This is a genomic window from Flavobacterium croceum DSM 17960 (genome assembly GCF_002917885.1).
In the GTDB taxonomy this organism is placed as follows: Bacteria; Bacteroidota; Bacteroidia; order Flavobacteriales; family Flavobacteriaceae; genus Flavobacterium; species Flavobacterium croceum.
Window position 1 is genome coordinate 198261 of the sequence record NZ_PQNY01000001.1, and the last position, 14952, is coordinate 213212.

The following is a 14952-nucleotide window of genomic DNA, read 5'->3' on the forward strand; positions in this document are numbered from 1 at the left end:
GCACAAAATTAAAGAGAAATGAGTTCAGAAAAAGAAGCAAAATTAAAAGCATTACAGCTCACTCTAGATAAACTAGATAAAACATATGGCAAAGGAACCGTAATGAAAATGGGCGATAAAGCCGTTGAAGAGGTTGAAGTAATCCCTTCGGGTTCTTTGGGTATAGACCTTGCCTTGGGCGTAAATGGATATCCAAAAGGAAGAATAATCGAAATATACGGCCCAGAATCTTCGGGTAAAACAACCATTACATTACACGCGATAGCCGAAGCACAAAAGCAAGGAGGTATTGCCGCTTTTATAGATGCAGAGCATGCTTTTGATCGTTTTTATGCAGAAAAACTAGGTATAGATATTGATAATTTAATTATCTCGCAACCAGATAATGGAGAGCAAGCCTTGGAAATTGCCGAAAACCTTATCCGTTCGGGGGCTATAGACATTGTAGTAATAGATTCGGTTGCTGCGCTTACACCTAAGAGCGAATTGGAAGGAGAAATGGGCGATTCTAAAATGGGATTGCACGCTCGTTTAATGTCTCAAGCGTTAAGAAAACTCACAGGAACCATTAGCAAAACACATTGTACCGTATTTTTTATCAACCAATTACGTGATAAAATAGGTGTAATGTTTGGTAGCCCAGAAACTACAACTGGAGGTAATGCCCTTAAATTTTATGCTTCTGTAAGATTAGATATTAGAAAATCTACACAAATAAAAGACGGTGATAATGTGCTAGGAAACCGTACAAAAGTAAAAATTGTAAAAAACAAAGTAGCACCTCCTTTTAAAACTGCCGAATTTGATATTATGTATGGAGAAGGCGTTTCTAAAACAGGAGAAATTTTAGATTTGGCGGTTGAGTTTGAAATAATAAAAAAATCGGGTTCATGGTTTAGTTATGGAGATACAAAACTTGGGCAAGGTAGAGATGCTGTAAAAGCACTTATTAAAGATAACCCAGAACTAGCAGACGAATTAGAACACAAAATAAAAGATTATATAAAGCAAAACAATCAATAGCTAGATAATGCGAAAACATATTACACTTTCAATTGTTTTTACAGTAGCATTATTCTGTATTGGTACATTTACTTTTATAAAAGTAAATAATGACCATAAGAAGTGTCGAAATGTTACTAAATATTCTGTAGGAAGTAACGGCGAAAAAATTACAACTACAAAACATTTGTGTAAAGAAAAATACAATTTTTAGCTTAAAGCAACTTACAAAAAACCTGATTTTTTAATAAAAATCAGGTTTTTTTTGTTTTTTTGACGCAACCTTTTTAAATCGTCTGCATCTATAAAATAAATAATGATTAAAAAATGAAAAAACAGTTATTATCATTAGCCTGTGTTGGTTTGTTTATATCGTGCAACCCAAACGATGATACTGATAATTTTGTAACCAATGTGTATCCTGTAAATACTGTAGAAATGCCCAATAAATTTGCAGTAGACAGCATTACACAAATTCCTTTGACGTTTAATAGACCTTCTAGCTGTCATTTTCTAGATGGTTTTTATTATGAAAAAAGTGACTTTACGCGTACTGTTGCAGTTTTACTCACGGCAAACAGAGATCAAGCCTGTCAAACTGTAGTAACACCTACACAAACAGTACTCAAATTTAAGCCACAAGTACAAGGAACGTATCATTTTAAATTTTGGAAAGGAGAAAACCCACAAGGAATAGATGATTTTTTTGAATATGATGTGGTAGTAGATCATTAATTAACCAACAAAATTTGAGTCTAGAACAGCTCATAAATGATTGTAAAAAAAATAACATAAAAGCGCAAGAACAGTTATACAAGCACTATGCTCCAAAACTGTTTAGTGTTTGCTTGAAATATGCTCATGACTATAACGAAGCCCAAGACTATCTGCAAGAAAGTTTTATTACGATTTTTCAAAAAATAGATCAATTTGAGTTTAAGGGCTCTTTTGATGGCTGGGCAAAAAAGATTGTTGTCAATCATATTTTGCAGCAATTTAGAAAAAACAATAAATGGGTTCTCATTGATGAGAATCTAGTTGAAGACTATGAAGAAATAGAGCTAGAAATAGAAGAGAATATCTCGATGGATTTTTTAATGAAAATAATTCAAGAATTACCAGAAAGATATCGAATGGTTTTCAATTTGTATGTTTTTGAAAATTATAGCCACAATGAAATTGCAAGTGCACTTGGGATAACTTCAGGGACTTCAAAGTCAAATTTGGCAAGAGCGAGAATGATATTAAAAGAAAAAATAGAAAATAACAAGGGTAATTTTAGATTATCTTCAGTAAAATAAATGAACAACAAGAACCTAGATCAATTTTTTAGAGATAAGTTTGACTCACACAATGTAAATCCACCTCAAATAGTGTGGAATAACATTAAAAAAGAGTTGCACCCCGAAGAAAAAAGAAGAATTTTACCTTTTTGGTGGAATTATCTAGGTATTGCGTCGATATTTTTAGTGGGTATGGGCTTGAGTTGGCATTATTTTTTTAACCAAACCGATTCTTTAACCAAAAAATCAGCTCCTGTAGAAGGTTTACAAAAGCAGGCTACAGAAACTGGTTCAACAGCTACAAGAACCAACTTAGGTAATAATGCCACTCAAGTTCAAACTAAAATTCAAACGCAAAACAATGATTTAGATGAATCTAGTGTTACACTTTTACCATCTAAACCAAACAATAGTTCTAGTTTTATTTTTGCGAATGCTACAAAACAAAGCACTAAAAAGGAAGCTATACAAAAAGAGGTTTTTGGTGTGAATGAGTTACAAAATAAGACTGGATCTACTACAAATTTTGATGAAAAGGTTGGTGCTAAAAGTCAAGATAGTAAAGAATTACCATTAGAAAATAAAGAAAAAAGATTTACAACCCATACCGCTAAAAAGCCTATATCGCAAGATCCTTTCAATCCAACCAAAGAAAACACAATTGTAGAGTTGCAAAATATAGATCCTAAACCTACAAATCCTAACGTAATTGCTCAAGATAAAGCCAAACCTACAGATTTGGTAAAAAAATGGTACATTCAACCGCAAGTTGCCCCAGTGTTTTTAGGTTCTTTTGCTCAAGGTTCTTCTTTGGATAATAGTTTGGCAAACAACACAAAAAAATACAATACAACATTTGGTTTTGGTATGTATTTAGGATATTGCATTGCTCCAAAATGGAGTGTACGCACAGGTGTATATACACAAGAGTTTAATATAGATACACATCAAGTAAGTTATTACAAATCTGTTTCGGCTAGTTATTTACAAAATGTAGAGCCTAGTATAGAAGGCCTAGGGTATCAAATATTGACAGCTAAAAACCAAAATCAGGTATCCAATTCTATGAATAAAATAGCAGATAAAGGTACAGAAGGATATCTAAAACAAAAGTTATCTTATGTTGAAATTCCAATGGAAGTTACTTATGCTTTACAAGATAAAAAATTTGGGTTGCAGGCAATAGCGGGATTCAGTACATTGTTTTGTACAAAAAACGAAGTCCATTTACTATCAGACAACTTTGATGTATTGATAGGGAAGGCTAAAAATATAAGCACTACACATTTTTCTGCTAATGTTGGTTTTGGAGCAAGTTACGCTCTTTCAGATTATTTAAAAATTCAAGTTGAACCCATGTTCAAATACCATATAAATACTTTTTCGGAAAATTCTGGAAACGTTAAGCCCTACGTTTTTGGAATATATTCAGGAATAAGATTTTCATTTTAAAAAGTTAGTTAGGTTTAAAATTAGTTAAGTTATGTTGGTGCGAGAGTATCAACAAAAAGAGTGTCCTGCCAGACACTCTTTTTTTTATAAATACAAAGCCTTAATTTTATCGACTATAGTTTGTGCAAGTTTTTCATTGCTTTCGTAAGTCCAACCCGCAATATGTGGGGTAAGCAATACATTTGGAGCCGTGGTTAGGTATTTTAATGCTTCTGGAATTTCATTTTCTAGAAATAAATTTTCAAACGATAATTTTTCGTATTCCAAAACATCTAAGCCTGCGCCAAGTACTTTTCCAGATTGTAAAGCCAAAACTAAATCGGAAGTAACTACATTTTTACCTCTAGCCGTATTGATAAACCAAAAAGGTTTTGAAAAACTATAAATAAATTCGGTATTTATCATTTTGTCTGTAACCGAAGTCCAAGGAGTATGCAAGCTCAACACATCTGTTTCTCGTTGCAGTTCTTCAAGGCTTACTTGTTGTGCATATTCATCGCCAACATTAGGTAAAATATCATAGCAAAGTACAGTGCAATCAAAACCGCTTAACTTTTTAGCAAAAGATTTACCCATGTTTCCATAGCCTATTATACCTACTGTTTTTCCTTCAAGTTCATAGCCTCTATTTCCTTCGCGAACCCAATGTCCATTTCGAACCATTTTATCAGCTTGATTGAGTTTGTTAAATAAGCTTAAAATAAGTGCTACGCTATGCTCACCAACGGCATTTCTATTGCCTTCTGGAGCTGCAATTAAATGTATTTTTTTTTCTGAAGCATAGTCACAATCAATACTTTCCAAACCTGCTCCAACTCGAGCAATAAATTTTAAATTTGTGGCTTTATCTATAAAATTGTTGTCAATTTTAATTCTACTACGAATCACAATGCCTTGATAATCAGCTATTTTTTCTTCTATTTCTTCTTTGGTAGAGCTATAGTCTTCATGATTAATAAAACCAAGTTGGTGAAGTTGTTGCATTATTAGTGGATGATTTGTATCCAAATGCAGTATTTTAATATTTTCCATAAGTAGGTTGGTGATTTGTAATAGATTGGGTTTTTTAAAAAGGGGTTATTGGGGCAATTTTTAAAAATTAGTATCCTAAAATCATTCGGGCAATTCCAAAATAAATCATAATTCCAAAAACGTCGTTGGTTGTTGTAATAAAAGGGCCTGTAGCAATAGCTGGATCTATTTTGTTTTTATGTAAAAATAAAGGAACCAAAGTGCCTAATGTAGCAGCAAAGAGTATAACAACCACCATAGATGTTGAAATGGCCAAGCCTACAAGGTATTGTTTATACATTATTGAATGATACAGAAATAAAAAACTTGATATTATGGTTCCAGAAATCATGGCAACCATAAGTTCTTTACTAAAATAGTTTTTACTAAACTGTTTTAAAGACCCGTTAGCCAACCCTTGTACCACAATAGCAGATGCTTGTACGCCAATATTACCTGCTGTAGCAGAAAGTAGGGGAACAAATATCATTAATGTAGAGTATTGTTGTACAGATGTTTGGTTGTCTTGAAGTACTAATGAAGCTATTAGTTCTATTACCATACCAATTAAAAGCCAAGGTAGCCTACCTTTTATCATTTCCAAAACGCTGTCGCCTGCTTCTACATCTTGTGTAATACCCGCAGCCATTTGGTAATCTTTATCGGCTTCTTCTTTTATAACATCTACAACATCATCAATAGTAACCCTACCTACCAATCTGTTCATTTCATCTACTACTGGTATTGCTTCCAAATCGTATTTTTGCATAATGCGTGCTACTTCTACGTTTGGGGTATTTACTTTTACATAATCTACTTTTTTTATATACACCTCGCTTATAGGTGTTTTTGTAGATGTTGTAAGTAAATCTTTAAGCGATAATCTTCCTTTAAGGCGGTTGTCGTCGTCTACTACATATATAGAATGTACTCTGGTAACATGTTCTGCTTGAGAACGCATTTCTTTAACACAAGTAAGCACGTTCCAATTTTCATTCACTTTTACAAGTTCTTTTCCCATCAAACCTCCAGCCGTGTCTTCATCGTAGCGAAGTAAATCTACGATATCTTTAGCGTGTTCTACATCTTCTAGTTCAGAGATTACTTGTTCTTTTTTACTTTCGGGAAGTTCTGCTATAATGTCTGCAGCATCATCGGTATCTAGTTCGTCTATTTCTTCTGCAATTTCTTTGGCAGAGAGCTGTTTTAATATATTAACCCTTACTTCATCATCAAGTTCTAGTAAAATATCGGCTGTTTTTTCACTATCTAAAGTGTTAAAAACATATCGAGCTCCATCTTCATCAAGCTCTTCCATGATTTCTGCAATATCGGCATAGTGCAACTCATGCAGTAAATCGTGCAATTCTTTTTCGTTGTTTTCAAGAATAAGACTATTTATTTGCTCGAGCAGCTCTTTGCTGATTTTAAATTGCATAGGCTTCTATTTTTTGAGTAAGTTCTATAAATTGTTCTACCGATAATTGTTCGGGACGCAAATTTAAAAGCGTATCTTCTTTTAAATCTTGATGCAAATTTAACGATTTTAAACTGTTTCTAAGTGTTTTTCTTCGCTGATTAAAACCTGTTTTTACAACATTAAAAAACAATTTTTCATTGCAAGGCAATTGATAATTTTCTTTTCTAATGAGCCTTAACACACCCGATTTTACTTTGGGTGGCGGATTAAAAACGTTTTCATGTACTGTAAAGAGGTATTCGGCATCATAAAAAGCTTGAACCAATACCGAAAGAATGCCGTAGGTTTTGCTTCCTTTTTTTTCGCAAATGCGTTCGGCAACTTCTTTTTGAAACATACCCGAAAATTCTGGTATTTGGTTTCGCAGTGCTAATGTTTTAAATACTATTTGAGATGAAATATTGTAAGGAAAATTTCCAACAATGGCTAGAGGTTTGTTTTTAAATACATCGTTTAGGTTGTATTTTAAAAAATCTTCTGAAATGATTTTTCCATGTAATTTAAAATAATGGGCTTCTAAATATTCTACCGACTCGGTATCTATTTCGATAACATAAGTATCTATATTTTTTTGCAACAAATACTTGGTTAGTACACCCATTCCAGGACCTATTTCCAACACGGTATCATAGCCATTTAATGTAAGTGTATTGGCTATTTTTTGGGCAATATTTTCATCGGTAAGAAAGTGTTGTCCTAAATGTTTTTTTGCTTTTACTGAAGCCATATTTATAAATTAATGAATATAATTTGGAATAAGAATGCGTATTCAAATTATTGAAAAAAATCGGAAATTACTTCTAGTTCTGTTCTAAAAGCGAGCATTTTATCGCCAAACAATTTTAAGCCTTCTTCTCTTAATCTTGGGGCATCTTCGGTATAATATTTTTGTAAGGTTTCTTTACTATCTGTAGTATATTGAACAGAATAAGTAGTGCCACCCATTTCTTCATCTACTAACACTTTTATAAGTCTTGCCGAAGAGAATTTGCCGGTAGCCAAAACGTCTTGTATGTGTTTTTCTTGCATCCATTGTAACCATTGTTGGTGTACCGATTCGTCTATATTTATAGTAACATTGTAAAGTATCATGAATATAATTTTTGTTAAATATCTTTATCTCCTCTTAGTTTTCTGTATTTTTTTTGCGATTCTACATAATAAATACTGTCTTCGTGTTGCATAATTACTTGTTCATACATAGATTTTGCTTGTTCTATATCGGGAACTTGCATGTAAATTTCGCCCGAAAAATAGAGCGCTTCATCAATATAAATACAGTCTTTATGATGGTCTAAAATTTCTTTGTATGCCGCAAGGGCTTGGGTAGCATCGCCTAGTTTTTCATACAATTTACCTATTCTAAGTAAAGTAACCGCTTCTATTGTTTCTCCTTTATGCTCTTTGAGTATTTGTTTAAAAGCTTCTAGCGCTTCTATTTTTTTATCTTTATATACTAAAAAATCTGCTTTGGAAAACTTTTTTAAGGCTACCTGAGTAGAGTCTTCCACAGTATTGTCAGAAATTAATAAAAATAAATCGAGAGCATCGTTTGCTATAAGCTGTGTAGAAGCCGATTTTAAAACCGATAATTGTTGGTTTGCCCAAACAAAATCTGATTGGTAGTAACTCGTTTTTGCTATTTTTAAACTTGCCTCTTGCGCCGTAGGATTGTTGCCTCCGTCGGCTTCTATTTGAGAATAGTATAAAAGCGCTTGGTTAAATTTTTCTTCCAACAGTAAAATATCTGCGAGTTCCATTTTGGCATCTGCTTGCTGGTCTCTATTTAATGTAAATTCTAATGCTTTTTTTAAAGAATCTTTTGCTTCTTCGGGTCTTTTAAGAGTAAAAGCCGTAAAATGCGCTTTTAAAATTACCAAAGGCAAAGTGCCTGGTGAAACCCCATATTGTTTTAATAAGTTTTCTAATTCTAAAGAAACTGCTTCATAATCTTTTGCTTGCGCATGATCAACTCTCATTTGCATCAAATAGGTATGCGCTTTTATTTGTAAATCAATATCTGTAGTGTTAGTGAGAACAAATTGTAGAATTTCAACAGCAGATTCATCATTTTTATCGTCTATAGCCAATTGAGCTAAGTTTACTATGTTTGAAAACGATTCGGGATTACGTTTATAAATAGCTTTTTCTTGTACAAATGCTTTGCTGTATTCTTTGTTTTGCACAAAAAACCAACTTAAATATTGATTCCAAAATACATCTTGAGATTTTTGAGAACGAATTAGTAACGATTTTTTTAAAAGCTCATAAAAACTCATACTAGCATCTTCCATCATAAACCGAGAAAGTTGGTTTTGAATCATGGGTGTATTTTGAGGGTTATTGAACGATTCTGTCAAAAATTTATCAATCATCATTTCGGTATCGCCTTTTTGTCCATAAAGCAATGCCAATTGGTAATTAAAATTAAATTTTGGTTCTAATGCTAATGCTGTTTCGTAGGCATTTATAGCATAATTAATAATCACTCTTCGTTCAAAAGCTCCAGCTACACCATATACCTCGGCGGGCGTTTTTTTTACCTTATCTAGAGCTTGATTGTAGTATTTTTCGGCAGTAGCCATATCTTTTCGCAATTGGTAGTTATAACCCAATTCTATAAGTAGACTACTTTGATTGTATTTTTTGAGTCGATCTTCAATAAGATTTTGTGCTTTGTCAAATTGTTGTAATTGCTGTAAGCATTCTATGGTTTTTACAAAATAATTATAATTGTTTGGCATAGATTTTAACAGTTCTTCGTAGCTAACCAATGCTTTTTCAAATTCTCCTCTGTCGAAATAATTTTGTGCCAATTGCTCGTTTTGAGCTACACACAAAGAGGATAATAAAAAAAATAGTAGAACAAAAATTGTACGCATATTTTTCGTTTGAAATAATTTACTAAAGTAGTGTTTTTTCTCACTAAAAAACAGAACTTATCATAACATTAACGATTTAATTTTTAAACAATCAATGTGCTTTTGTACAGCGTTGTAAATCTTTTATATATAGAGTATTGGTGTTAAAAAAGGTATAAATGCTTCGGCAAAAGTTTGTATATTCGCACAGCACAGAAAATAGTAATGTTATTTCAATAATAGATGAAAAGAGTTAGAATATTCGTTGTACTGTTTTTGTATTGCATATCTTATGCACAGATATGTAAACATGATGTTGGCACTATTGCATCATCAGAAAAACAAGCTACACTAAAAACTTTGGCATTGGTTGCCAACCCGAACACCCAAAACTACAATGTTACTTATCATAAACTAGAGTTTACTGTAAATCCATCTGTAAACAGTATTTCAGGAAAAGTAACCACGACTTTTACGGCACTTGCAAATATGAGTACAGTAACTTTCGATTTATCTAATGTGCTTACTGTATCGAGTGTAAAACAAGGAACTACCAATTTGTCTTTTGTTCAAAACGCCAATAATGAGCTCGTTATTACGCTTCCTTCGATAGTTAATACAGGTGCTAGTAGCACTGTAGAAATAACATATTCGGGTACACCTACGGGCGGAGGCTTTGGTTCTTTTGTAAAATCTACTCACAATGGGACTCCGATAATTTGGACTCTATCTGAACCTTTTGGTGCTCGAGATTGGTGGCCATGCAAACAAGATCTTAATGATAAAATAGAATCTATAGATGTTTACATTACAGCTCCTTCTCAATATGTAGCCGTTTCCAACGGTATCGAGACAACAACACCCGTTATTAACGGAAGTAATAAAACCACATATTTTCATCATGGTTTTCCTATACCCGCTTATTTAGTTGCTATTGCAGTAACCAATTATACCGTGTACAATCAAACCGCAGGTAATGCACCCAATACATATCCAATCATCAATTATATATACCCTGAAAGTTTTAATACAAGTTTACAAAATCAATTATCTGTAACACCAAGTTTACTCAATTTATTTTCTACACTTTTTGAAATTTATCCGTTTCACACCGAAAAGTATGGTCATGCCCAATTTGGTTGGGGTGGAGGCATGGAGCATACTACGGTGTCATTTATGGTAGGATTTGATAGGCAACTTATAGCACACGAACTTGCACACCAATGGTTTGGAGACAAAATTACTTGTGCAACATGGAATGACATTTGGCTAAACGAAGGTTTTGCTACTTATTGTGCTTCTTTGGTGTATGAAAATTTAGATGACTTATCAACCTTTATTAACGATAAGCAAAGCATGGTAAATAACATTACATCGGTAGCAGGTGGAGCGGTGTATCTTACAAATACAGAAGCGCAAAATGTAAATCGTATTTTTGATGACCGCCTTTCTTACAATAAAGGTGCTATGGTTTTAGAAATGTTACGTTTTAAAATGGGTGATACTGTTTTTTTTCAAGGAATTAAAAACTATTTAGCCGATACTAATTTAGCTTTTAATTATGCAACTACAACACAATTTAAAACACACATGGAGGCTGTGTATGGTAGCAGTCTTACAGAGTTTTTTAACGATTGGGTGTACAATCAAGGTTATCCAAGTTATCAAATATCGGCTACAAACACAGGGACTAATCAGGTAACATTTTTAATTTCTCAAACACAGTCGCATAGTTCGGTAAGTTTTTTTGAAATGCCTTTGCCTATTCGTGTGTATGGAAACAATGGCGAAGTGCAAGATTTGGTTTTGCAAAATACTATGAATAACCAATCGATTACTGTTGCTGTAAATTTTCCTATAGTAGCTTTCGATTTTGATCCAGAAATACATTTAATAACCAAAAATAATACAACAACGTTATCTTCGCAAAACCTTATATCAAACAGTTCTGTTTCTATAGTACCAAACCCTGCAAGTACTTATATTTCTATAGTATTACCACAGTCGGTTAATTTATTAAAATCAACGCTATACACTATGCAAGGGCAAAAAGTTCTTGAAGAGAATACAACAACACTATCAATAAATCAGCTTTCGGCAGGAGCTTATATTTTGGAAATAGATACAGATTGTGGCACAATTCACAAAAAAGTATTAAAAAATTAGTCTCGGCAAGATTATTGCTAAAATAAGTACTAGGAATATATTACTTTTGCCCGTTAAACAAAAAATCTATAATGATACAATTAGCACAAATATTATTTATACTATCAGTATTGGTCATTCTTCATGAATTTGGACATTATATTGCTGCGAAAGCTTTTAAAGTTCGCATAGAGAAATTCTATTTATTTATTGATGCAGGTTTTTCAATAGTAAAAAAGAAAATAGGAGAAACAGAATGGGGTATAGGTTGGCTACCATTGGGCGGATATGTAAAATTGTCGGGTATGATAGACGAAAGTATGGATACTGCTCAAATGAATGGAGAAGCACAACCTTGGGAGTTTAGATCTAAACCCGCTTGGCAACGCTTAATTATTATGCTGGGCGGAATTATTGTAAATATAATATTAGCTTGGGCTATTTATACCACCATGTTTGCCACAGTAGGGCAAAAGTATATTGCTACAGATGAAATACAAAAAAATGGTTTGGCTTTTGGAGCAGTAGGAGAAAAAGTAGGTTTTAAAAACGGAGATAAAATAGTAAGCGTAGATGGTGAGCCTTTGCAACAAAAGTTCAATTGGCTTATTATTGATATGTTGCTAGGCAATACTATCACAATAGACAGACAAGGAAAGCAACTAAACATAGAACTTTCAGACGAGCAAAAAGGATTAATACTAGGAACAGAAGGGAAAGATTTTGTTAAACCTAGACTTGGTAATCCTATTGTTAATGAAGTAGATACTAAAATGAGCGCCTATAAGGCTGGACTAAAAAAGGGAGATGTTATTACAAAAATAGATACTAAAAACATTGCTTTTTTTGATGAGTTTGGTGATTATTTAAAAAATAAAAAGAACGACTCTGTTACTTTATTTGTTAATAGAAATGGAGAAGATATTAGCATAAAAACTAAAGTAAGTTCAAGCGGTAAAATTGGCTTTACCCCAAAGATTAAAGACAAATTAGACTTTGAAATCATAAAACATCATACACTTTCAACAGCTATTCCTGCTGCTGTAAAAGAGTCTTGGCAATTATTTGTGTACAATATTAAACAGTTTAAACTAATTTTAAAACCAAAAACTGGAGCTTATAAACAAATAAAAAGCCCTGTAGGTATAGCGCGCCAATTGCCCGAAACTTGGGATTGGGAGTTTGTATGGAATTTTACAGCATTATTTTCTATTGGTTTAGCATTTATGAATTTATTACCTATACCAGGTTTAGACGGTGGTCATGCTCTTTTTACTATAGCAGAAATGGTTACAGGCAAAAAATTATCAGACAAAGCTATGGGATATGTACAAACAGCTGGTATGATTATCTTATTGACATTGATGGCTTTTACCTTTGGAAAAGACATTTATCAATGGGTTATGGATGTAATAACTAAAAAATAAATAGAAAAAACAGCAAAATATTTTTTGACAAAATAAAAAATCAATTATATTTGCACTCGCTAAAAAGAAAAACACCTTCCTCCTTAGCTCAGTTGGTTAGAGCATCTGACTGTTAATCAGAGGGTCCTTGGTTCGAGCCCAAGAGGGGGAGCAACTTTTTAGTAAACATATTGGTAATTCCTCCTTAGCTCAGTTGGTTAGAGCATCTGACTGTTAATCAGAGGGTCCTTGGTTCGAGCCCAAGAGGGGGAGCTCTACTGACAAAGCCGCTAATTTAGCGGCTTTTTCTTTTGTATCTATTTGATAATCAAAAACATATCCGCTTACAAACGGGTTCGAGAAGTATAAAATAAAATTATGGGATTTTTGAGTGATTTCTCGAACCGCTTTAATATTAATACTCCCAAACCACACTTATTATGGCTCCCTCTATTGACCTAGATAAGAAATAGAGTTTTTATATTATACGTAAGTGATTATTAGAAAGGAAATTAAAAAAGGCACATAGAATACAAGTTATTCTATATCAATACATTCGAAAATTCGAATTCTACCTTGTAGAAAAATTATGTTTCTACAAGGTTTAAAAAAATAACTAAACAAGTGATTTTATTTTGATTAAAATTTGAATTATAAAGAAAATACGTTCATTGATTTATTGTAGAGATTTAAAAAAGAAGTGAAAAGAATCCTTTTCTAGATAGTTCATTCTGTTTTTCTTGATTTTTGTTTACGCGGATAACTTGCAACAATAATTGCGATTATCTTCCAATCGTTGTTGATTGGATTTGTCTAGTACGATTTTGATATTGGCAAGTTCGGGATTTTGATGAACTTCGTTTGGAGTATAGATTTTATGTTTATTGCACGGTCGGTTGTTGTTATAATCTTCAATAAAGAATTTGAGTTCTTCATAGATTGTTGTAGATAGAATTTCTTTAGTCCGAAAATAATAGCTTTTCATAATTTTGTACGGACCTTCCACAATGGAATTAGAAAACGTTACATCTTTTAGAGCTATTTTTTTGTTGATAGTAACTTCACAATTTTTAATAAATTCATGGATAGTTTTATTATTGTTTTCTGTTCCACCATCCGCAATAAGGTCTAAGGATTGATTGCCTATTGTTATATCAAATTCATTTTTGATAGCTCGTTTGACAGTATCGGTTCTAATTTTAGAACACTTTTTTGTTGAAATATCCCAAGCTATAATTTTTCTTGAGAAATTATCAACCACGGTGTAAATGTAAAAGGTAACATTATCCAAGGTTTTGTATTGTGAAATATCTTGTGCCACGTTTCATTTGGACGTGAGGCATTAAGTAAGCTTTTCTTGCGTTTTTTCTCTGGTTTTCTACTCTCAGAATATCCTAGTTTTTTAGCATACTCATACCAAATAGATTCCGCCATAGAAATAGTGCCATCACGAATTGCCTTTCCCAAAATAGAGCGAATAAACCAAGTTTAAAACTTGATTTATTCGCTCTATTTTTTAAAACAGTGATTTCTTTGTTTGAAATTTGTTTAGGTCTTCGTTTGAAACATTGCCCAATTAATGATTTGGAACAAGCGAACTTTCTGTCTGATAACCAAAAAGCATATTGTTTGATTTGAGTGTTTTTATCCAAACTCTTCAAGATTTGATATCTTAATAAATACTTTTTTGCAATTGTAAAAAGTAACCTATTTATGATTGTAGTCATAAAATTTAACCCGATTCTATTTAGACCTTTGGAGTAATATTTTAAATTAAATGAATATGAAAAAACTAGTAGTAGTATTTACCATAGCAGTAATGTTATTTTCTTGTGGTAAAAAAGAAAAAACAGGTGATGATTTCTCACAGCCAACTAAAGAAGAAAAAGCAACAACCAATCCGTCATCTTACGACCCAAAAAGAGGAGAAGGAAAATTTGACAATGTTGAACTAGGAGCCTTAGACCAAGCCATGGCAACCAAAGGTGAAGAAGTCGCGGGAGTAAAATGTATATCATGTCACAAAACTACAGAAGAAAAATTAGTTGGGCCAGGTTGGAAAGGCGTAACTGAAAGAAGAAAGCCTGAATGGATTATGAACTTTATTACCAATCCAGACCCAATGATTGACAAAGACCCCCAAGTTCAAGCTCAATTAGAAATATGTCTTGTTCGTATGCCTAATCAAGGATTATCTGACGATGACGCAAGAAATATACTTGAATATATGCGAAAAATTGATAGCGAAAAATAAAAAACAACTAACCTCTTATTAAAAGAAAGCAATAAGAAGGTTTTTTAATTTCAATAAG

Annotated in this window: 13 protein-coding genes and 2 tRNA genes; 9 read left to right on the forward strand and 6 right to left on the reverse strand. The window is 32.7% G+C overall.

Annotation, left to right across the window (positions count from 1 at the left end; all coding sequences use genetic code 11):
- Positions 1-18 precede the first annotated feature (18 nt).
- The 4 genes from recA to Q361_RS00985 all read left to right on the forward strand — a co-directional run bounded on the left by recA (position 19) and on the right by Q361_RS00985 (position 3737).
- On the forward strand, positions 19-1023 hold the full coding sequence (gene recA, locus Q361_RS00965; RefSeq protein WP_103724834.1) for a recombinase RecA: 1005 nt from the start codon (positions 19-21) through the stop codon (positions 1021-1023).
- 306 nt (positions 1024-1329) lie between these two features.
- Entirely contained in the window at positions 1330-1737 is a 408-nt protein-coding gene (locus tag Q361_RS00975) for a hypothetical protein (RefSeq protein ID WP_103724836.1), read from the forward strand.
- A gap of 14 nt (positions 1738-1751) precedes the next feature.
- Positions 1752-2303 (forward strand): RNA polymerase sigma factor, encoded by a 552-nt coding sequence (locus Q361_RS00980; protein WP_103724837.1) that lies wholly within the window; start codon positions 1752-1754, stop codon positions 2301-2303.
- The gene (locus tag Q361_RS00985; protein ID WP_103724838.1) at positions 2304-3737 is read left to right on the forward strand and encodes an outer membrane beta-barrel protein; all 1434 of its coding nucleotides are present in this window, start codon (positions 2304-2306) and stop codon (positions 3735-3737) included.
- An 84-nt stretch (positions 3738-3821) separates the two neighbouring features.
- Here the strand turns inward: Q361_RS00985 and Q361_RS00990 are convergent, their stop codons facing one another.
- The 5 genes from Q361_RS00990 to Q361_RS01010 form a co-directional block, all read right to left on the reverse strand.
- Entirely contained in the window at positions 3822-4769 is a 948-nt protein-coding gene (locus Q361_RS00990; protein WP_103724839.1) for a 2-hydroxyacid dehydrogenase, read from the reverse strand.
- Positions 4770-4836: 67 nt separating this feature from the next.
- On the reverse strand, positions 4837-6186 hold the full coding sequence (gene mgtE / locus Q361_RS00995; protein WP_103724840.1) for a magnesium transporter: 1350 nt from the start codon (positions 6184-6186) through the stop codon (positions 4837-4839).
- Positions 6176-6955, reverse strand: a complete 780-nt coding sequence (gene rsmA / locus Q361_RS01000) for a 16S rRNA (adenine(1518)-N(6)/adenine(1519)-N(6))-dimethyltransferase RsmA (RefSeq protein WP_103724841.1) — start codon at positions 6953-6955, stop codon at positions 6176-6178. The genes mgtE and rsmA overlap by 11 nt, the downstream gene beginning before the upstream one ends.
- A gap of 47 nt (positions 6956-7002) precedes the next feature.
- The gene (locus tag Q361_RS01005) at positions 7003-7320 is read right to left on the reverse strand and encodes a DUF4286 family protein (protein WP_103724842.1); all 318 of its coding nucleotides are present in this window, start codon (positions 7318-7320) and stop codon (positions 7003-7005) included.
- A 14-nt stretch (positions 7321-7334) separates the two neighbouring features.
- Positions 7335-9110 carry a tetratricopeptide repeat protein gene (locus tag Q361_RS01010; protein WP_103724843.1) on the reverse strand — a complete coding sequence of 592 codons (1776 nt, stop codon included), beginning with the start codon at positions 9108-9110 and terminating at the stop codon, positions 7335-7337.
- Positions 9111-9332: 222 nt separating this feature from the next.
- Here Q361_RS01010 and Q361_RS01015 point away from each other — a divergent pair, with 222 nt between their 5' ends.
- The 4 genes from Q361_RS01015 (at position 9333) to Q361_RS01030 (ending at position 12913) form a co-directional block, all read left to right on the forward strand.
- Complete coding sequence (locus Q361_RS01015; protein WP_103724844.1) at positions 9333-11255, forward strand: M1 family aminopeptidase; 1923 nt, start codon at positions 9333-9335, stop codon at positions 11253-11255.
- A gap of 71 nt (positions 11256-11326) precedes the next feature.
- Positions 11327-12661: an RIP metalloprotease RseP gene (gene rseP / locus Q361_RS01020; protein WP_103724845.1), complete on the forward strand. Its 1335-nt coding sequence runs from the start codon at positions 11327-11329 to the stop codon at positions 12659-12661.
- A gap of 77 nt (positions 12662-12738) precedes the next feature.
- Positions 12739-12812 (forward strand) — tRNA-Asn (locus Q361_RS01025).
- A 27-nt stretch (positions 12813-12839) separates the two neighbouring features.
- A tRNA-Asn gene (locus tag Q361_RS01030) sits at positions 12840-12913 on the forward strand.
- A gap of 478 nt (positions 12914-13391) precedes the next feature.
- Here the strand turns inward: Q361_RS01030 and Q361_RS01035 are convergent.
- Positions 13392-13961, reverse strand: a complete 570-nt coding sequence (locus tag Q361_RS01035) for a DDE-type integrase/transposase/recombinase (RefSeq protein WP_103724846.1) — start codon at positions 13959-13961, stop codon at positions 13392-13394.
- 462 nt (positions 13962-14423) lie between these two features.
- On the opposite strand from Q361_RS01035, the gene Q361_RS01045 reads away from it, so the two are divergent.
- Positions 14424-14894, forward strand: coding sequence for a c-type cytochrome (locus Q361_RS01045; protein WP_103724848.1), 471 nt, complete (start codon positions 14424-14426; stop codon positions 14892-14894).
- Positions 14895-14952 lie beyond the last annotated feature (58 nt).

Bases quoted from the DNA above. Each gene is read 5' to 3' on its own strand.
- recA (WP_103724834.1), top strand. From the start codon at position 19: ATGAGTTCAGAAAAAGAAGCAAAATTAAAAGCATTACAGCTCACTCTA.
- Q361_RS00975 (WP_103724836.1), top strand. From the start codon at position 1,330: ATGAAAAAACAGTTATTATCATTAGCCTGTGTTGGTTTGTTTATATCG.
- Q361_RS00985 (WP_103724838.1), top strand. From the start codon at position 2,304: ATGAACAACAAGAACCTAGATCAATTTTTTAGAGATAAGTTTGACTCA.
- Q361_RS00990 (WP_103724839.1), bottom strand. From the start codon at position 4,769: ATGGAAAATATTAAAATACTGCATTTGGATACAAATCATCCACTAATA.
- mgtE (WP_103724840.1), bottom strand. From the start codon at position 6,186: ATGCAATTTAAAATCAGCAAAGAGCTGCTCGAGCAAATAAATAGTCTT.
- rsmA (WP_103724841.1), bottom strand. From the start codon at position 6,955: ATGGCTTCAGTAAAAGCAAAAAAACATTTAGGACAACACTTTCTTACC.
- Q361_RS01005 (WP_103724842.1), bottom strand. From the start codon at position 7,320: ATGATACTTTACAATGTTACTATAAATATAGACGAATCGGTACACCAA.
- Q361_RS01010 (WP_103724843.1), bottom strand. From the start codon at position 9,110: ATGCGTACAATTTTTGTTCTACTATTTTTTTTATTATCCTCTTTGTGT.
- Q361_RS01015 (WP_103724844.1), top strand. From the start codon at position 9,333: ATGAAAAGAGTTAGAATATTCGTTGTACTGTTTTTGTATTGCATATCT.
- rseP (WP_103724845.1), top strand. From the start codon at position 11,327: ATGATACAATTAGCACAAATATTATTTATACTATCAGTATTGGTCATT.
- Q361_RS01045 (WP_103724848.1), top strand. From the start codon at position 14,424: ATGAAAAAACTAGTAGTAGTATTTACCATAGCAGTAATGTTATTTTCT.